18 protein-coding genes are annotated in these 16,061 nt (G+C 63.1%); 13 read left to right on the forward strand and 5 right to left on the reverse strand.

The features are described 5' to 3' along the window. Positions 1-7 precede the first annotated feature (7 nt). On the reverse strand, positions 8-769 hold the full coding sequence (locus NKL06_RS08175; RefSeq protein ID WP_023692210.1) for a DeoR/GlpR family DNA-binding transcription regulator: 762 nt from the start codon (positions 767-769) through the stop codon (positions 8-10). Between the two features lie 162 nt (positions 770-931). Between NKL06_RS08175 and NKL06_RS08180 the strand changes: the two genes are divergently transcribed. The 9 genes from NKL06_RS08180 (at position 932) to NKL06_RS08220 (ending at position 9,787) form a co-directional block, all read left to right on the forward strand. Then, on the forward strand, positions 932-1,732 hold the full coding sequence (locus tag NKL06_RS08180) for a beta/alpha barrel domain-containing protein (RefSeq protein WP_023692211.1): 801 nt from the start codon (positions 932-934) through the stop codon (positions 1,730-1,732). Between the two features lie 3 nt (positions 1,733-1,735). Next, a complete protein-coding gene (locus tag NKL06_RS08185; RefSeq protein ID WP_023692212.1) occupies positions 1,736-2,686 on the forward strand; it encodes a PfkB family carbohydrate kinase in 951 nt (316 codons plus the stop codon). 90 nt (positions 2,687-2,776) lie between these two features. Further along, a complete protein-coding gene (locus NKL06_RS08190) occupies positions 2,777-3,922 on the forward strand; it encodes an ABC transporter ATP-binding protein (protein ID WP_023692213.1) in 1,146 nt (381 codons plus the stop codon). Between the two features lie 115 nt (positions 3,923-4,037). Then, positions 4,038-5,285, forward strand: a complete 1,248-nt coding sequence (locus NKL06_RS08195) for an ABC transporter substrate-binding protein (RefSeq protein ID WP_023692214.1) — start codon at positions 4,038-4,040, stop codon at positions 5,283-5,285. 139 nt (positions 5,286-5,424) lie between these two features. After that, complete coding sequence (locus NKL06_RS08200) at positions 5,425-6,321, forward strand: carbohydrate ABC transporter permease (protein ID WP_023682645.1); 897 nt, start codon at positions 5,425-5,427, stop codon at positions 6,319-6,321. 4 nt (positions 6,322-6,325) lie between these two features. After that, positions 6,326-7,168, forward strand: coding sequence for a carbohydrate ABC transporter permease (locus tag NKL06_RS08205; RefSeq protein ID WP_023686993.1), 843 nt, complete (start codon positions 6,326-6,328; stop codon positions 7,166-7,168). A 39-nt stretch (positions 7,169-7,207) separates the two neighbouring features. Then, positions 7,208-8,029: a sugar phosphate isomerase/epimerase family protein gene (locus tag NKL06_RS08210; protein WP_023692215.1), complete on the forward strand. Its 822-nt coding sequence runs from the start codon at positions 7,208-7,210 to the stop codon at positions 8,027-8,029. 4 nt (positions 8,030-8,033) lie between these two features. After that, positions 8,034-8,759, forward strand: a complete 726-nt coding sequence (locus NKL06_RS08215; RefSeq protein ID WP_023807540.1) for a ribulose-phosphate 3-epimerase — start codon at positions 8,034-8,036, stop codon at positions 8,757-8,759. Next, positions 8,759-9,787: an ROK family protein gene (locus NKL06_RS08220; protein ID WP_023692217.1), complete on the forward strand. Its 1,029-nt coding sequence runs from the start codon at positions 8,759-8,761 to the stop codon at positions 9,785-9,787. The genes NKL06_RS08215 and NKL06_RS08220 overlap by 1 nt, the downstream gene beginning before the upstream one ends. A gap of 77 nt (positions 9,788-9,864) precedes the next feature. Here NKL06_RS08220 and frp read toward each other — a convergent pair whose 3' ends face one another. The 3 genes from frp to NKL06_RS08235 all read right to left on the reverse strand — a co-directional run bounded on the left by frp (position 9,865) and on the right by NKL06_RS08235 (position 11,566). Next, entirely contained in the window at positions 9,865-10,200 is a 336-nt protein-coding gene (frp, locus tag NKL06_RS08225) for a fluorescence recovery protein (RefSeq protein WP_023692218.1), read from the reverse strand. Positions 10,201-10,275: 75 nt separating this feature from the next. Continuing rightward, positions 10,276-10,557, reverse strand: a complete 282-nt coding sequence (locus NKL06_RS08230; RefSeq protein ID WP_023692219.1) for a hypothetical protein — start codon at positions 10,555-10,557, stop codon at positions 10,276-10,278. 91 nt (positions 10,558-10,648) lie between these two features. Further along, on the reverse strand, positions 10,649-11,566 hold the full coding sequence (locus NKL06_RS08235; RefSeq protein ID WP_023692220.1) for a LysR family transcriptional regulator: 918 nt from the start codon (positions 11,564-11,566) through the stop codon (positions 10,649-10,651). A 102-nt stretch (positions 11,567-11,668) separates the two neighbouring features. On the opposite strand from NKL06_RS08235, the gene NKL06_RS08240 reads away from it, so the two are divergent. The 3 genes from NKL06_RS08240 to NKL06_RS08250 all read left to right on the forward strand — a co-directional run bounded on the left by NKL06_RS08240 (position 11,669) and on the right by NKL06_RS08250 (position 13,863). Next, positions 11,669-12,304, forward strand: coding sequence for a DsbA family protein (locus NKL06_RS08240; RefSeq protein ID WP_023692221.1), 636 nt, complete (start codon positions 11,669-11,671; stop codon positions 12,302-12,304). A 52-nt stretch (positions 12,305-12,356) separates the two neighbouring features. Then, entirely contained in the window at positions 12,357-12,965 is a 609-nt protein-coding gene (locus tag NKL06_RS08245) for an NAD(P)-dependent oxidoreductase (RefSeq protein WP_023692222.1), read from the forward strand. 166 nt (positions 12,966-13,131) lie between these two features. Then, positions 13,132-13,863, forward strand: a complete 732-nt coding sequence (locus tag NKL06_RS08250) for an SDR family oxidoreductase (protein WP_023692223.1) — start codon at positions 13,132-13,134, stop codon at positions 13,861-13,863. Here NKL06_RS08250 and NKL06_RS08255 read toward each other — a convergent pair. After that, positions 13,814-14,743, reverse strand: coding sequence for a LysR family transcriptional regulator (locus tag NKL06_RS08255; protein ID WP_031208315.1), 930 nt, complete (start codon positions 14,741-14,743; stop codon positions 13,814-13,816). The two genes, NKL06_RS08250 and NKL06_RS08255, sit on opposite strands and share 50 nt — an antisense overlap. A 265-nt stretch (positions 14,744-15,008) precedes the next feature. Here NKL06_RS08255 and NKL06_RS08260 point away from each other — a divergent pair, with 265 nt between their 5' ends. Then, positions 15,009-15,923 (forward strand): dihydrodipicolinate synthase family protein, encoded by a 915-nt coding sequence (locus NKL06_RS08260; protein ID WP_023692224.1) that lies wholly within the window; start codon positions 15,009-15,011, stop codon positions 15,921-15,923. The last annotated feature ends 138 nt before the right edge of the window (positions 15,924-16,061 follow it).

The raw sequence follows: 16,061 nt of genomic DNA on the forward strand, positions 1-16,061 counted from the left end.
GATGGGTTCAGGCATAGATCACCTTGGCCCCGATCCTATCAAGCTCGCTGCGTATTGGACCGGGCAGGCCATCGTCGGTGATCACCACATCGACGGCCGACAGCGAAAATGCCTTGGACGTCCCGCTGACGCCCCATTTGCTCGAATCGGCGAGCAGGACAACGCGCCGGGCCATGCGAACGAGGTTTCGCTTCGTTCGCGCCATGTCTTCGTTCACGTCGACCACATCCAGTGACGAGTCTATCGCATGCGCTCCAACAAAGACCTGATGCGCTACCAGGCCGCCGAGAGCCGTATCGGCATCGGTGATCAGCGTGCTCACCGTGTCGGGATAGACCCGGCCGCCGATCATATGAACGTCGAGCCCGGGACGATGCATAAGATGCTGCACGATGTTCATGGCCGTGGCCGCGACCACGACATTGCTGAGCGGCGGTAACTGCATGGCAAGTTGCATCAAGGTCGAGCCGCCGTCGAAGATGACTGACTGGTTGTCCTCGAACAGGTCGAGCGCCGCCCGGGCGATGCGCTTCTTTGCGTCGAGGTTCGTTTGCATCCGCCGGGCGAACGCGGCCGTCGTCGAATCGGTGGTCCGGGTCACCGCCCCTCCACGGGTCTTGGTCAGCAGTCCCTTGCGGTCCAGTATTTCGAGGTCGGAGCGCACCGTGACCTCCGACACGCCAAACCCGTCCGACAGGTCCTTGATGCGAACCTGTCCGCTGCGTTGCACCTCACCCAGGATCGATTGGCGTCTCTGCTCCGACAACATTGCCCTGCCTTGCCTTCCCGCGCCAGGCAATCGCCCTGGCCTTGGCTCACCTTACGGAGAAATATGCAGATTCGAAAGCTTTCGAAAGATTGTTTTTCTTTTTTCTTTCGGAAACACTGGATCGAGCATTTTTAAATCAACCGATCAGGGAATTTTGCACTCATGAGCCTAGGAACCAAGGTGCGTCTCGCGCGCCTCTTCTCGCATCCATCGGGGAACCTTTTTGGCGGCGCGGTCGACCACTTCGTCGGCTATGGCGACGTGCGCAAAGGCGGCCTTGCCGACCTGCCGGGTGCGCTCGCACGCGTCATGGCGGGCAAACCCGACTATGTCAGCATCCAGCCTGGCACTGCGCGCCATCTGTGGCCGCAATATGCGGGCAAAGCTTCCCTGGTAATTCAGGCGGGCTGTTTCACCGCGGACGATCGCATCAGCGAGCTGATCGCAACGCCCGAGGATGCGGTGCGCGCGGGCGCCGATGCGTTGGCCGTGGCCATTCCGGTGCGCGGCGCGACGGAGGGCAAATACATACGCTGGCTGACCGATTCGGTGAATGCGGCGGCCCGCTACGGCATGCCTGTGGTGGCGCATATCTACCCTCGCGATTTCACCGACGGAGCAAAGATCGTCTTCACCCCCGACGAGATCGCCTATGCGGCGCGCATCGGTTACGAGTCCGGCGTCGACGTGATCAAGATCGGCTACACCGGCGATTTCGAGTCGTTCCGGGAGACCGTCCGGACCTGCCCGGTGCCGGTTGTCATCGCGGGCGGTCCAAAGACCGATACGCTGCTCGGCGCGCTTCAGCAGACGGCGGACGCCATCCGTGCCGGCGCGCGCGGCGCCGTGGTCGGCCGCAATCTCTGGGGGCACGGCGATCCGGAGAAGGCAGCGCTTGCCTTTCGCGGCGTCATCCATGACGGCCTTTCGGCGCAAGACGCCCTGGCGAAGGCGGGTGCCTGAACGATGCCCACCATCCCCTCGATCCTCGGCTTCGGCGCTATTGCGATAGACGACATCGTCTACGTCGATCAGCCATTGTCGGCGGGCAAGGGTAAGGTTCTGCAAAGTACCCGCGCCTTCGGGGGAAATGTCGCGACGGCGCTGGCCGCCGTCGCGCGGCTCGGCGGAACCGCCGGGTTCGTCGGATGGCTGGCCAGTGCCTCGGACGACGCGGTGCAGCTCGATCTCGTGGCGAGCGGTATTGAAACCGCATTCGCGCCGCGCCATCCCGACGCGCGCCCGGTGCACTCGCGGATCACCGTCGGCTCGGACGGGGAAAGGTTCATCGCGTATGACGACGATGCGATGCTGGGCACCGCTCCGGACTTTCCGGACGATATCCTCAGCCGCGCAACCGTCCTGATCGTAGATAGCTATGCGACCGGGTCGCTGGATGTCGTGGCTCGGGCTCGCGATCTCGGCCTTGCGATCCTCGGCGATATCGAATGGAGCAGCGGCCCCGCCACGGAGCGGCTGATCGCGCTCTGCGACCATCTCATTGTTCCACTTAGCTTTGCACGGACTGCCACGGGGCGCCGATCGCCTGCCGAGATGCTCGATGCCTTGTGGTTGCCATCGCGATCCGCCGTGGTTCTGACCGATGGAGGCAGGGGTGTGTACTATCGCGGCCGTGAAGAGACAGGTCTCTGGCACCTGCCCCCGCACCGGGTTGCGGTCGTCGACTCCACAGGCGCGGGTGACTGCTTTCATGGCGCCTATGCCCATGCGTTGACGCGCGGAGCCGACACCGCGGGCCGGGTGGCATTCGCGGCCGCGGCGGCGGCCGTTTCGATAACGGGGCGTGGCGGGCGCGAGGCGCTTCCGACCGAGGACCAGGTCACGCAACTCCTGGCATCGGCGAACGCGCCGTCAGCAGTCAACCTGAAAAATGCGCATGTGGATGCTGGAGCATGACCTGAAACGATCCGACGAAACATTTCGCAGGCGAACACAAGCCCAGGAGAATCATAAAAAATCAGGGCTTATACTTGTGGAGGGAGGAATATGGCAGAAGTCATTCTTGAGAAGATCTGCAAAACCTACGGGAACAGTTTTCGCGCAATCGACCAGTTGAACCTGTCGGTCAAGGACGGCGAGTTCTTGATCCTCGTCGGGCCTTCCGGCTGCGGCAAATCCACGGCGTTGCGAATGATCGCGGGGTTGGAAGACATCACCAGCGGCAGCCTTCGGATCGGCGGGGTCGACGTCGCCGACATGCCGCCCAAGGACCGCGACATCGCGATGGTGTTCCAGAGCTACGCGCTCTACCCGCATATGACGGTATCCGAAAACATCGCCTTTTCGATGCGGCTGGCAGGCAAGCCGAAGGCCGAGCGCAAGAAGCGCGTGGACGAGATCGCCAAAACTCTTCAGCTGACGTCTTTGCTGGACAGCAAACCCGCGAACCTGTCAGGCGGGCAGCGTCAACGGGTTGCCATGGGCCGCGCCATGGTGCGCGAGCCGGCCGCCTTTCTCATGGACGAGCCGCTTTCCAATCTGGATGCGAAACTGCGTGTGCAAATGCGCGCCGAAATCACCAGCCTGCAAAAGCAGCTCGGCGTCACGACCATTTACGTGACCCACGATCAGATCGAAGCGATGACGATGGGCGACAGAGTCGCGGTGTTGAAAGGCGGTGTGCTGCAGCAGGTCGACACACCCAAGAGGCTCTATGAATCGCCGGTTAACGCCTTCGTTGCCGGCTTCATCGGCTCTCCTTCGATGAACCTTTTCGAGGCGACCCTGAAGGGCGGCGAGCTCGCTTTTCGCGACTTCGCCGTCCGGCTGCAGGATGCAGCCTTCGTGCGCAGGCCGGCCTTGAGGTCGTATGCGGGGCGCAAGGTCGTGCTCGGGATCAGACCGGAGGATCTTTATGACAGCAGCCTTGAATCCGGTCGCAAGTATCAGACGATACCGGCCAGGGTGACCTCGATCGAGGAACTCGGCTCCGAACAGATCGTCCACATGAACATCGACGCGGTCCGGGTGGACTCCGGCGATCCGGATGCGGTGGACGATTTCGGCCTGGCGTCGAACGCGGTGGCGAGGTTCGAGCCGATCAGCGCCGTCCGCTCCGGCTCGGAAATCCGGTTGGCCGTGGATGATGCCAAGTTCCATTTCTTCGATCCCGAAACGCATCTGGCGATCTGAAGATCTGCGGAAGACCGCGGGCGGGAGCGAGGTGCCTGCGGAAGATACAAGAAGGCTTCTGAATGAACAGACGATCGTCCGCATTGTGCGGCCGATCTTGAAGAAGGAGGAGAAAATGATGTTTCGGATAGGACCCGCGATGCTGAAAATAGCCGCGGCCGCATGGTTGCTTGGTGCAACCGGCGCCATGGCGGACACGACGCTGGAATTCACCCAATGGTGGGAGCCCGAATTGCCGGCGGGATCGCTCAGGGCAATCATGAACGACTTCGAGGCTGCAAACCCCGGCATCAAGGTGACGCTGGTCAGCGGTCCCTATGCGACCACGCGAGACCAGATCTCGGTCGGCGCCGCAACCGGAACGCTCAGCGACGTCGTCGGTCTCGACGGCGCCTGGGTGAACAATCTGAACGCGCAGGGTGCGCTGGCCGACATGAACCCGATGATGGATGCGAGCGGGTTCGACAAGACCCAGGTCGCGGATATCATCAAGGTGGACGGCAAGGCGGTGATGTTTCCCGTGGCTTCGTTCGTCTATCCGGTCTTCGTCAATCTGGACCTCGCCGCCCAGGCAGGCGTGACCAAGCTGCCGTCGACCCGCGCGGAGTTTCTCGAAGCCGCCAAGAAGATGACCCACGCCGACAAGAACCAGTATGGCTGGGTGCTGCCCCTGTCGCTGCAAACGCCGTCCGGTGTCCAGAACGACCTGATGTCGTGGGTCTGGGCCTCGGGCCAATCGATGATGGTTGAAGGCAAGCCGGCTCTCGAGGGCAAGCCGGTCGTCGATATGCTCACCTTCGTCAAATCACTGAACGACGCCGGCGTCATCTCGCCCGGCATTGCCACCAAGACCGAGCAGGAGAAGGTCGAGGAATTCGTCAACGATCGGGTCGGAATGATGATCGACTCGCTTGCGCATGTGAACCTCATCCGCAAACGCAATCCCAAGCTGAACTTCGACCTGATCCCGGTCCCGGTCGTGGCGGACTACAGCGGCAAGCGCGGCCTTCCCTACGCCTCCTGGGGCATCGGCATCTCCGCCGCCTCGAAACATCAGGATGAAGCCTGGAAGCTCGTCCAATATCTGATGAGCGAGAAGGTGAATGCCAAGCTCGTGTCGCTTGCAAATGCCTTCCCGGGCAACGTCAACGCCAAGCCCGATTTCGTGACTGCGGACAAGGCTTTCGCCAAGGCTTTCGAAATCTTCAAGACCGGCTATCTCGCCAACGAGTTCACGGGCCTGCCGGTGGCTGAAGACCTGATGACCCAGTTCGACGTGGAGGCTCAGAAGATGCTTGCCGGCGAGCAGTCTCCGGAACAAGCCGCAACCAACGCTCAAAAGGGCTGGATGGCGAAATTCTGAGCGGCCATTGCCCGTTTGCTATCTTCCACCGGGTGGCCCGGCCTCGGCCAGGCCACCCGTCAACAACGGATCGGCAATTTGAGATGGACCTGTTTTTGAAGCGCACCTTCCTCTTGAAGGCACATCCCAGGGGTCGCACATGACCGGGCAGAAGCGCTCCCACCATCGACTGAAACGAGCGGTCGCACCCTATCTCTATCTGTCACCATCGCTCCTCATAATCGGCCTTCTGATGCTGCTGCCGATGGTGACGGTGATTGGCTATTCGTTCCAGAACAGCGCGGTGCTGCGTCGCGACCCGTCCTTTGCCGGACTGAAACACTACCAGGCGATCTTTGCCGATCCGGTGTTCTGGGCCTCGCTGTGGCACACGCTCTACTTCACCTGCATGAGTGTCGTCTTCCATATGACCATCGGCATGCTCTTCGCACTCATGCTGAACAGCGACCGCATCAATCCGACGCTGCGCAACATCCTGCGCGTGCTGTACATACTGCCCTGGCTGTTCACCGCGGTGATTATCGCGGTGATCTGGCGCCTTCTGCTTGAGCCGAACGGTGTCGTGAACAGTGTTCTCATGCAGATGGGCATCATCGGTTCCAAGGTCGAGTGGTTTTCCTCGCCCGCGACCGCGCTGCACGCCGTCACCTTCGCCAATATCTGGGCGGGCTACCCGCTTTTCATGGTCAGCCTGCTCGCAGGCTTGCAGGGCATTCCCAAGGATTTCTACGAGGCCGCCGATATCGACGGCGCGAAGGCCTACCAGAAGCTGATCTTCATCACCATTCCGCAGCTGATGCCGATCATCATCAGCATCTCGCTGCTCGACTTCATCTGGACCATGCAGGTCTTTCCATTGATCTGGATAACGACGGGTGGCGGTCCGATCTACTCTACCGAGGTCCTCAGCACCTACACGTACAAGCTGGCGTTTTCGAGCTACAACCTGTCGCAGGCCTCGGCGAGCGCCGTGGTCATCCTGCTGATCTCTCTCGGCCTGACGCTGTTCTACATCCGCTATCAAAAGGCTCGGTAGTCACATGAGGAAAATGCACACGCCCAAAGACAGGCTGATCACCGCCGCGCTCCATGTCGCGCTTGCCGCAGGGCTCTTTTTCGCGGCCTTCCCGATCTACTGGATGCTGAGCAGCTCGTTCAAGTCGAACACCGAAATCTTTGCCCTGCCACCAACCGTCCTGCCGAAGGCCTTCACGCTGGAAGCGTATGCGGCCATCCTGGGCGACCCGGTAAAGCTGCGCTTCTTCTTCAACAGCTACTTCGTGGCCGGAGCGGTGACCGTGCTGACGGTGCTGATCGCCTTGCTGGCGGCCTATGGGTTCAGCCGTTTCAATTTCCGCGGCAAGGGCAGCCTCAACACTCTCATCATCAGCACGCAGACGATCCCGCCGATCACGCTTTTGATCCCCTTCTTCGGGCTTGTCGTCTCGTATGGCATCTTCGACACCTATGTCGCGCTGATCCTGACCTATCTGGTGTTTACGCTGCCCTATGCGATCCTGCTGATGACGGGATATCTGAACACCTTGCCCCGCGACCTCGATGAAGCGGTGGCTGTCGACGGCGGCACCAGTTGGACCGCACTGTGGCGGGTGATCGTGCCGATTTCACTGCCTGGTATCGTGGCGACGTCGGTCTACACCTTCCTGTTGTGCTGGAACGAATTTCTCTTTGCGCTGACACTGACGAAGTCGACGTCCATGCGCACCGTCCCGATCGGCATCCAGTTGTTGATGGGGCAACACGCATTCGAATGGAACCAGATGATGGCGATGAGCGTGCTCGGCTCGCTGCCGCTCCTGGTCATCTACCTGGTTGCCCAGAGGTTCTTCCTCGCCGGCATGACCGCAGGGTCGGTCAAGTAGGATGTCCCTCCAACGGAGGTGGAATCAAGGAATGAAAGGATGACCGTGAAAGATCTGGAAGTCGGTTGCCAGACCTTTACCTGGGAAATGCTCGGCGACCGTTTTGCCGGCGGCCCGGACGATCTGCTCAAGGCGATCGCCGATGGCGGCTATGCCGGCATCGAGATCACCGACACGATGATCGGCCGCTATGCCGCCAAGCCAGCGGAGTTCGCCGCCGCGCTGAAGTCATCCGGGCTGACGCTCGTCTCCTTCGCCTTCGGCTCCAAGAGCGGTTTCACGCTCAGGGATGAGATCGGCGCCGACCTGGAGACCGCCAAACGCTGGATCGACTTCGCCGCCGCCTTTCCCGGCGCGCTGGTGTCGATGGGCTCGGCCACGATCGTTTCCGACGGGCCGCGCGACGACAAGTTTGCCATCGCCGCCGAGGTCTACAACAAAGCCGGCGAGCTCGGGCGCGAGGCCGGCGTCCAGGTCGCGGTGCATCCAAGCTCGCATCACAACACGCTGCTGTTCGACCGCGCCGACTACGACCGCATCTTCGGGCTGCTCGACGCCTCGCTGGTGGGCTGGGTGCCCGACACCGGCCACATCTTGCGCGGTGGCCAGGACATGGCGGATACGCTCACCACTTATCGCGACCGCATCCGCTATGTGCATCTGAAGGATGTCGACGCGAATGGAACCTGGGCGATGCTCGGCAAGGGCGTCTGTGACACGGCGAAGGTGATCGAGATCGCTGGTGCTGCACCCAATTTCAACGGCTGGCTGGTGCTGGAGGAAGAGTCCGAAACGGCCGCCGCCGACCCTGCCGGCGCCGTCAAAACCAACCGCCAGACAATGCGCGGCTACGGAGCCTGAGACGATGACGACGAACAAGCCCCTGTCCGGCCCCGCAGCAATTGCCGCCCTGCCGCGCAACCGGCTTATCGGCGAGTTTTCGCTGTGGTCGGCCGACCTCGCCAATATGGAGCGCGATTTGAAGCGCATCGAGACCCATGCCGATGTCCATCATATCGACGTCGCCGATGCCCGCTTCACCCCTGGCTTCCTGTTCTTCCCGGACCTGGTGGCGCACATCGCCAAGCTCACCGCAAAGCCTATCCATGTCCATTTGATGGTCGAAGCCGAGATCGTCGAGGAACAGACGCGCCAGTTCATCGAGGCCGGCGCCGACCTGATCAGTGTGCACGCCGAAAATGGCGAGACCGGTCTGCGCGCCGTGAGACTGGCGCGTGAACTCGGGGCCGAGGCCGGCGTGGTGCTGCGGCTGGAAACACCGGTCGCGGCCGTCACGCCCTTCCTGCCGGAAGTGGCGTTCGTGACGCTGCTCGGCACTTCCATCGGCGTCAAGGGCCAAAGCCTGTCGGAGCAGGCGTGTCCGCGCCTGATCGAGGCGCGCGTGCTGATGCGCAAAGCCGGCCGCGAGGCCGACATCGTGCTCGCCGCCGATGGCGGCATCCGCCACGAGACCGTGCCTTTGCTGCGCGCCGCAGGTGCGGAGACCGTGGTGCTGGGCTCGCTGGCCTTCGGCGATCCCGACCTTGCCCGGCGCATGGCCTGGCTGCACGGGCTGGAGGTCGCCGCCTGATGACCAAGCTTGCGCTGGCCTTCGATCTCGGCGGCACGGCGCTGCGCGGTGCGCTGGTCGAAAGCGATGGCCGCATCGTCGCTCATGCTTCAGCGCCGACGCTTGCCGGTGCGGGATCCGAGGCGGTGATCGGCCAGATCGTCGCTCTGGCAGGCACGCTGCTTAGGGAACACCCGCAGGCAAACGTCGCCGGCATCGGCGTCGGCGCGCCGGGACCGCTCGACCCCAAGGCGGGCATCGTGATCGCGCCGCCGACGCTGGCCGGCTGGCATGATGTGCCGCTGATCGACATTCTGGGGCAGCATTTCGGCCTGCCGGTGCGGCTGGAGAATGACGCCAATGCGGCGGCGCTCGGCGAATGGCGTTTTGGCGCCGGACGTGGCAGCGGATCGCTGGTGTTCGTCACCGTATCGACCGGCATTGGCGGCGGCGTCGTCGCCGATGGCCACATCTATCACGGCAGGCGCGGACTGGCGGCCGAGATCGGCCACATGACCATCACCGGTGAAGGCGACCGCTGCTTTTGCGGCGCCATCGGCTGCTTCGAGGCCGTTGCCTCCGGAACCGCGCTCGGCCGCCGCGCGACGCGACTGACCGCGCCGGGCGACGGCTCGCTCTTACGACGGCTGTCAAATGATGGCGACGTCTCGGCCAGGCATGTCGTAGAGGCTGCCAAGGCCGGCGACGCCAACGCTCTCGACCTGATCGAGGCGGAAGCACAATGGCTGGGCATCGGCTTCACCAACCTGCTTCATCTCTATTCGCCCGATCTGATTGTCATGGGAGGCGGCCTTTCCAACGGGTTCGACCTTCTGGCACCGTCGATCAGAGCGGTCATCCAGCAGCGGGCGATGCCGGCCTATCGCGACGTGCCGATCGTGCAGGCTGAACTCGGCGACCGGGCCGGGCTGATCGGCGCCGCCAGCCTGATCCTGTGGGAAGGCGAACCGGGTGCGCCGCTGGCGATGGCGCAGGACGACAAGGACAGAGGCGCGACAGCCGATGCCACGGAGGCACGCCATGGCTGAACTCGAGCTGCGCGGCGCGCGCGAAGATGGTGAATGGTCCAGTTTGAATGCAGCGCCAAGGTCCCCGAAGAGGACCCCTACCCTTCGCGATTCCAGCTGGCGTATTTTCGGATCGTTTGCCGCTTGTCTTCCGACAAGCCAACAAGGAGATTCTCCTCGAGATAGCCTTGCCGGATGAGATTGGCGAAGACCTGTATTAGCTGTGAATAGCGATAGTCGAACATCTGGTTGATCTTCCGTCGCTGCTGCCGCAGAAAGTCTTCGACATCCCATATTTCGGAAGGCGTTGCCGCAACGTGGGCCCTGCTCTTGAGTTCAGCCAACGTCTTGTCGAGCGCCACCTTCAGCGCTGCGTCATAGGCAGTGCGGGCGACTTTCTTTTCGGACGGAGACCATTTCTCACCAGCGGTCATCGACTGTCTCTATCGTGTTCGCGGCGGCCGTCATCCGGTAACCCTGGGACGCAGGACCCCGCCTTTGGGACCAATCTACTTTCCGCAATGGTGATCGTTGACCTTGTTCAGCGCATTCGCGTCCGGCCCGACCCGGTCGTAAGAGCACGGGCCGGCCGCCGTGGTGATCAGCATTTTGTCATAGTAGCGCGGGCCGCCGAACAGGGCATAGAAGAGGTCGCGATGGGCGGGAACGTAGCGTTGCTCCGGTTCCGGCTGGCGATGGCGGTGCTTCTTCTCCTTGGCGAGCGCTGCGGTAGACAGGCTGCAGCCAAGCGCGAGAACAAGGGCGGAGGTCGCGAGGATCTTGATGGTCATCGGCAATACCCTTCTGACGGTTCGGAATCGCAGCATATCCAAAAGCGTGGGCCGAACAAAGGTTCCCTGATTACCATAGCCAGCGCCGAAATCAGCCTGTAACGGCACTGCGCGCGCGCCGCCGTTCGGCTGCAACCAAGAGGTCGACGAAAGCGCGCACCTTGGCCGGCCTGAAGCGCGCTGGCGGGAAGACGGCATGGATGCCACCGGACGGCAAGGTCCAGTCCGCGAACACCCGCACCAGCCGGCCGCGCGCAATGTCGTCGGCGACACTGTAATCCGGAAAGATGCCGAGGCCGATGCCGGCCAGCACGCAGGACAGAACGCCCGGTGTCTTGTCGCAACTGACGACAGGGTTGAGTTCGGCCAGCACCGTTTCCGTGCCCCTCGAGAACAGCCATTGGCCCACCCCGCGCAACTGGGCGTTGCCGACCCAGGGCAGCGACTTCGCCTGCCTGGGCTCGGCATTCCCAGGCAGCATCTCGGCCAGTTCCGGGCTGGCGACAACGAATTGCTGCAGGCTGCCCAGCCGCCGTGCCAGATTGCTGGAATCGGCCAGCCAGCCGACGCGGATGCCGAGATCGATCTGCTCGTCGACCAGGCTGCTGACCGCATCGTCGAAGATCGTCTCGACCCGCATTTTCGGGTATTTTCTGATGTAGGCGGCGATGGTCGGCGCCACGACCTTCTCGCCATAATCGAGCGGCGCCGTCAGCCGCAGCGTCCCCGTCGGCTGCGCCGCTCGCTGCGAAATGTCGCCATAGGCTGCCTCCGCCTCGCGCAGGATGATCGCGGTCCGGTCATAGAACAGACGACCCTCTTCGGTCGCCGTCACGCGCCGGGTCGTGCGCCGCAACAGCGTAGCGCCAAGCTCTTCTTCGAGCTTGCCGACCTGATGGCTGACCACAGCCTTGGCAACATCGAGACGGTCGGCAGCGGCCGTGAACGAGCCGGTCTCCACCACGGTGGCGAAGTAGACGAGCCGATTGAGATTGAGGAGTTCGGTCACAGGCCGCTCATTGTCTGATTTTATCAGACAGTTTGTATGATTGATCGCTATTTTTCGCAAGCGGTCCAGCTGTCATCTATCGGGCAACAGAATGATGCCGCCATGACCAATGCAACCCTAACCTATCTTTTCGACCCGCTCTGCGGTTGGTGCTATGGCGCCACGCCGATGCTGGATCGACTGGCCGCCGGGACCGCGCTCGAACTGCTGCCGGTGGGGCTTTTCTCCGGTGCCGGCGCGCGGCCGTTGGATGCAGGCTTCGCCGCCCATGCCTGGGACAATGACCAGCGCATCGCGCGGCTGGGCGGACAGCGCTTCAGCCAGGCCTATCTCGACAATGTGCTCAATGTCAGCGGCACCTTGCTCGATTCTTCCGCTGCCACCATGGGCATCAACGCCGCCGGACTGGACGACTGGCGCCAGCGACTTGCGGCACTGAAGGCGATCCAGCATGCCCGCTATGTCGACGGCCGCGATATTGTGACGGTTGACGGCGTCGCCGCGGTACTGGCCGACGCCGGCATGAGCGACGCGGCAAAGCTTTTGAAAGCGCCGACGCAGGCGTTTCTGGCGAAGCATGACTACCTGGTCAGCCGCGGGCGGACATTGTTCCAGCGGCTGCATGTCAATGGCGTTCCCGCGCTCGCGGTGATCGGCCAAACGGCGCCGCGCCTGATCGGCGCCAACGCGCTGTTCGGCAGCTACGACAATCTCGTCGCTCACATCGAGGCGGCGTAGTCCCAGAAATTCTCCCCAGACGAAATTCTCCCCAGACGAAAGGAAAATCCCCATGAAAATCGCACTTATCGGCGCGTCCGGCCAGGTCGGCTCGCGCCTGCTTAAGGAACTCTCCGATCGCGGTCACAGCGTCACCGCCATTGCCCGGCATCCAGACAAGATCGCGGCACTTCCGGGCGTGACTGCCAAGAAGGGCGACGTCTTCGACAAGGATGGCCTTGCCGCCCTGATCAAGGGTCATGACGCGGTGATCTCCTCGGTGCATTTCCTCGACAGCGATCCCGATACGCTCATCGCAGCCGTGCGTGCTTCCGGCGTCAAACGCTACCTCGTCGTCGGCGGCGCCGGCAGCCTTGAGGTTGCGCCCGGCAAGCGCCTGGTCGACACGCCGACCTTCCCTGATATCTACAAGGCCGAGGCGCAGAAGGGCGCCGACTTCCTCGACACGCTGCGGACGGTCGACGATCTCGACTGGACCTTGCTGTCTCCTTCCGCGCTGTTCGTCGCCGGCGAGCGGACCGGCAAATACCGCATCGGCAAGGACACGCTGCTGACGTCAGACAAAGGCAGCAGCATTTCCTTCGAGGACTATGCCATCGTCATGGCGGACGAGATCGAAAAGCCGGCGCATATCAAGCAGCGCTTCACGGTCGGCTACTGAGCGCACTTCATTGACAGGTGGGCCACTCGACGGAGCGGCCCGCGCCGGCTCCTATAGACGATAGTGCCATCGGAGCCTCCGATGGCACTATCGCTTTCTTCCGTTTCCACTGCTGCCGCCGGTTTGCGAACTCTCATCCGGAGCGGTTCAGGACAGGAACGGAAACATGGCAGACATCGCGAAATCGAAAATCGCTATCATTGGCGGCAGCTCCGGAATGGGGCTGGCGTTGGCAAGGCGGTGCCTGGACTCAGGCGCCGAAGTCATCATCGTCAGCCGCAGTGAAGCCAGGCTCAAGCGTGCCGGCGAGGCGCTGCAGAACCCTTCCGCTTTGAGCGCCGTCGCGGCCGATATCGCCAGGGAGGATCAAGTCGCTGACCTGTTCAAGCGAATTGGCCGGCTAGACCATATTGTCAGCACCGCCGCCGACATCGAAGGCGCCTATGAGCTATTGCCTTCAGTCGACCTGAAGGCGGCGCAGCGGGTCGTCGAAAGCAAATTCTACGGGCCGCTGCTGCTCGCCAAGCATGGCGCGCCGCAGCTTTCGGCCAACGGCTCCATCACCTTCACCTCAGGCATTGCCGCCTACCGGCCGGCGGCGCGCGGCTCGGTCGTTGCCGCTGTCAACGCTGCGCTGGAAGGGTTGGTGCGGGCGCTGGCGGTCGAGCTGGCGCCGGTCCGTGTCAACGCCGTCTCGCCGGGCTGGGTCGACACGCCGATCTGGAGTTTTGTGGCCGGCGACAAGAAGGACGAGACGCTCGATGCAATGGCCATGCGCCTGCCGGTCGGCCGCGTCGGACAGCCGGACGACATTGCCGATGCCATCGCCTTTCTGATGGGCAACGGTTTTACGACAGGGACGGTTCTGCATGTCGAGGGCGGTCACCGGCTGATCTGAGCGCAGCGAAATTCCTGGCCGCGGCCGCCAGCAGTTTCAGCGCCGGCGGCTGAACCCGCCGGCGGCGCCAGATCATGACCAGCGACGCCGTGCGGGCCGGACCCGGCCACGGCAATTCGAGGATCTCGCCGCGATCGAGCGCGTCGGCAACGGCCAGCCGCGGCACCAGGCCCATGCCGACACCAGTCGCCACCAGGCCCGCAATGGCGCCGATGCTGCCGACTTCGGCGGCAAGTTCTGGCGCTTCCGTCTCGGCAAAGGCAGTGTCGAACAGATGCCGGTAGACGCATCCGGTTTCCGTCACCACGAAACGCATCGCGGCGAGCGCGGCCAGGTCGCTCTGCCCCGATGCGGGCGCATGTTCGGGTGAGGCGACAAGGACCAGCGGCTCGGCCGATATCGTGCGCCGGGCCAGACGTTCATCCAGACCGCCTTTGTCGAAACAGAAGGCGACGTCGATCTCGCCTTCTTCGAGCTGCCGCAGCAGGGCATCGCTGCCGGCGATTTTGAGCCGCAGACCGATCTCCGGGTGGTCGCCTCGAAAGGCCGCCAGCCATTGCGGAAGTTTGACAGTGGCAATCGTCTCCAGCGCGCCGACCGTAACCGTTCCGGCGGTCATTCCCGTCGTTGCCTCGGCGGCAATACGCGCCTCCTCCGCCAGTTGCAGAATCTCTTCCGCATAAGGTTTCAGCGCGTCGCCGGCCGTCGTCAGGTCGAGGCCGTGGCGCGAGCGGATGAAGAGGACGATACCAAGTTCGCTTTCCAGCGACTGGATCTGGTCGCTGACGCTCGACTGCGCCAGATGAACCTCCCGCGCTGCGCGGGTGATGTTGCGGTGCCGCGCCACGGCGAGGAAGGTCTTGAGCAATCGTGGGTGCATGCCGTTTCCGGATCTGGTCTCAGTCCGATATTTCGGGCTTGGCCGGTCCATTTGCAACCCTGGTCCATTTGCAACCCCGGTCCATTTGCAACCCATTGACGCCGGCGTCATCTGGTTGCGGCAGACCAAGGGGCCAGAATTTCGCGGCAATGACCCGCAAGTTTTCCCACGGCCGGCGCGGTGGCCCAAGAGATCGCCTCTGGCAGATCGCATCGCACGTATGCTCTATGCCAAGCTGATTTCCAGCACCGATGGAAGGACCGACATGCCCCGCCCGCAAGGAACCATCGCCCCGATCCTGACGCCGTTCGAGAACGATGGCCGCATTGCCCGTGACCTGTGGATCTCACATGCCAAATGGGTGCTGGGCCAGGGCGCCCATTTGCTGTCGCCGTTCGGCACCACGGGCGAGGCACTGTCGCTCTCGCTCGACGAGCGCATGCAGGCGCTGGAATGGCTGGTTGCATCAGGCATTTCGCCGGGGCGCATGATGCCCGGCACCGGCGTCACCGCACTGCCCGAAACCGTCGAACTGTCGAAGCACGCGGTCGGCCTCGGCTGCGCCGCCGTGATGGTGCTGCCATCGTTCTTCTACACGGCCGCCGGGGACGATGGCCAGGCGCGCTACTACAGCGAGCTGATCGAAAGGGTGGCCAACCCGGCGCTGAAGATGATCCTCTACCACATCCCGCAGAACTCCGGCGTGCCGGTAAGCCCTGCCCTGACCGCCCGGTTGAGCGCGGCGTTTCCAGAGACGGTCGTCGCCTACAAGGATAGCGCCGGCGACTGGAACAACACGGCGGCGGTGATTGCCGCCGCACCCGACGTCGCGGTGTTCCCCAGCTCGGAGGCGCAACTGACCAAGGGGCTCGCCAGTGGTGCTGCGGGCTGTATCTCCGCGACCGTCAATCTCAACGCTGCGGCTATCCGCGCCCTCTACGACGCGACGATCGCCGGCCAAGACGTCACGGAAGCGGACGCCGCGATCAGGGCGTTCCGCAAGGTGATCCAGGATGCAGGCCTGATCCCGGCAATGAAGGCCGTGCTGGCGGTGCGCTCCGGCGACAAACGCTGGCTCAACCTGCGCGCGCCGCATGAGAATGCGACGCTGGAAAGCGGCAAGGCGCTGCTCACTGCGCTCGGTCCCGCAGCCGATCACATTGGCCGAGGTCACGCATGATGGCGGTTGGCGCAACCCACATGCTCGCATCTTTTCAATCGGCCTAAAGTGACGAGCCTGCCGCCTCTAACGCCGACACGGGCTTAAGCGGTCGCGGACGATCAGCCCCTTTCAGGCACAGTGCGATGCCGCCATTGG

It is taken from the genome of Mesorhizobium sp. C268A (genome assembly GCF_040324475.1).
Taxonomy (GTDB): Bacteria; Pseudomonadota; Alphaproteobacteria; order Rhizobiales; family Rhizobiaceae; genus Mesorhizobium.

Bases quoted from the DNA above. Each gene is read 5' to 3' on its own strand.
- NKL06_RS08175 (WP_023692210.1), bottom strand. From the start codon at position 769: ATGTTGTCGGAGCAGAGACGCCAATCGATCCTGGGTGAGGTGCAACGC.
- NKL06_RS08180 (WP_023692211.1), top strand. From the start codon at position 932: ATGAGCCTAGGAACCAAGGTGCGTCTCGCGCGCCTCTTCTCGCATCCA.
- NKL06_RS08185 (WP_023692212.1), top strand. From the start codon at position 1,736: ATGCCCACCATCCCCTCGATCCTCGGCTTCGGCGCTATTGCGATAGAC.
- NKL06_RS08190 (WP_023692213.1), top strand. From the start codon at position 2,777: ATGGCAGAAGTCATTCTTGAGAAGATCTGCAAAACCTACGGGAACAGT.
- NKL06_RS08195 (WP_023692214.1), top strand. From the start codon at position 4,038: ATGATGTTTCGGATAGGACCCGCGATGCTGAAAATAGCCGCGGCCGCA.
- NKL06_RS08200 (WP_023682645.1), top strand. From the start codon at position 5,425: ATGACCGGGCAGAAGCGCTCCCACCATCGACTGAAACGAGCGGTCGCA.
- NKL06_RS08205 (WP_023686993.1), top strand. From the start codon at position 6,326: ATGAGGAAAATGCACACGCCCAAAGACAGGCTGATCACCGCCGCGCTC.
- NKL06_RS08210 (WP_023692215.1), top strand. From the start codon at position 7,208: ATGACCGTGAAAGATCTGGAAGTCGGTTGCCAGACCTTTACCTGGGAA.
- NKL06_RS08215 (WP_023807540.1), top strand. From the start codon at position 8,034: ATGACGACGAACAAGCCCCTGTCCGGCCCCGCAGCAATTGCCGCCCTG.
- NKL06_RS08220 (WP_023692217.1), top strand. From the start codon at position 8,759: ATGACCAAGCTTGCGCTGGCCTTCGATCTCGGCGGCACGGCGCTGCGC.
- frp (WP_023692218.1), bottom strand. From the start codon at position 10,200: ATGACCGCTGGTGAGAAATGGTCTCCGTCCGAAAAGAAAGTCGCCCGC.
- NKL06_RS08230 (WP_023692219.1), bottom strand. From the start codon at position 10,557: ATGACCATCAAGATCCTCGCGACCTCCGCCCTTGTTCTCGCGCTTGGC.
- NKL06_RS08240 (WP_023692221.1), top strand. From the start codon at position 11,669: ATGACCAATGCAACCCTAACCTATCTTTTCGACCCGCTCTGCGGTTGG.
- NKL06_RS08245 (WP_023692222.1), top strand. From the start codon at position 12,357: ATGAAAATCGCACTTATCGGCGCGTCCGGCCAGGTCGGCTCGCGCCTG.
- NKL06_RS08250 (WP_023692223.1), top strand. From the start codon at position 13,132: ATGGCAGACATCGCGAAATCGAAAATCGCTATCATTGGCGGCAGCTCC.
- NKL06_RS08255 (WP_031208315.1), bottom strand. From the start codon at position 14,743: ATGCACCCACGATTGCTCAAGACCTTCCTCGCCGTGGCGCGGCACCGC.
- NKL06_RS08260 (WP_023692224.1), top strand. From the start codon at position 15,009: ATGCCCCGCCCGCAAGGAACCATCGCCCCGATCCTGACGCCGTTCGAG.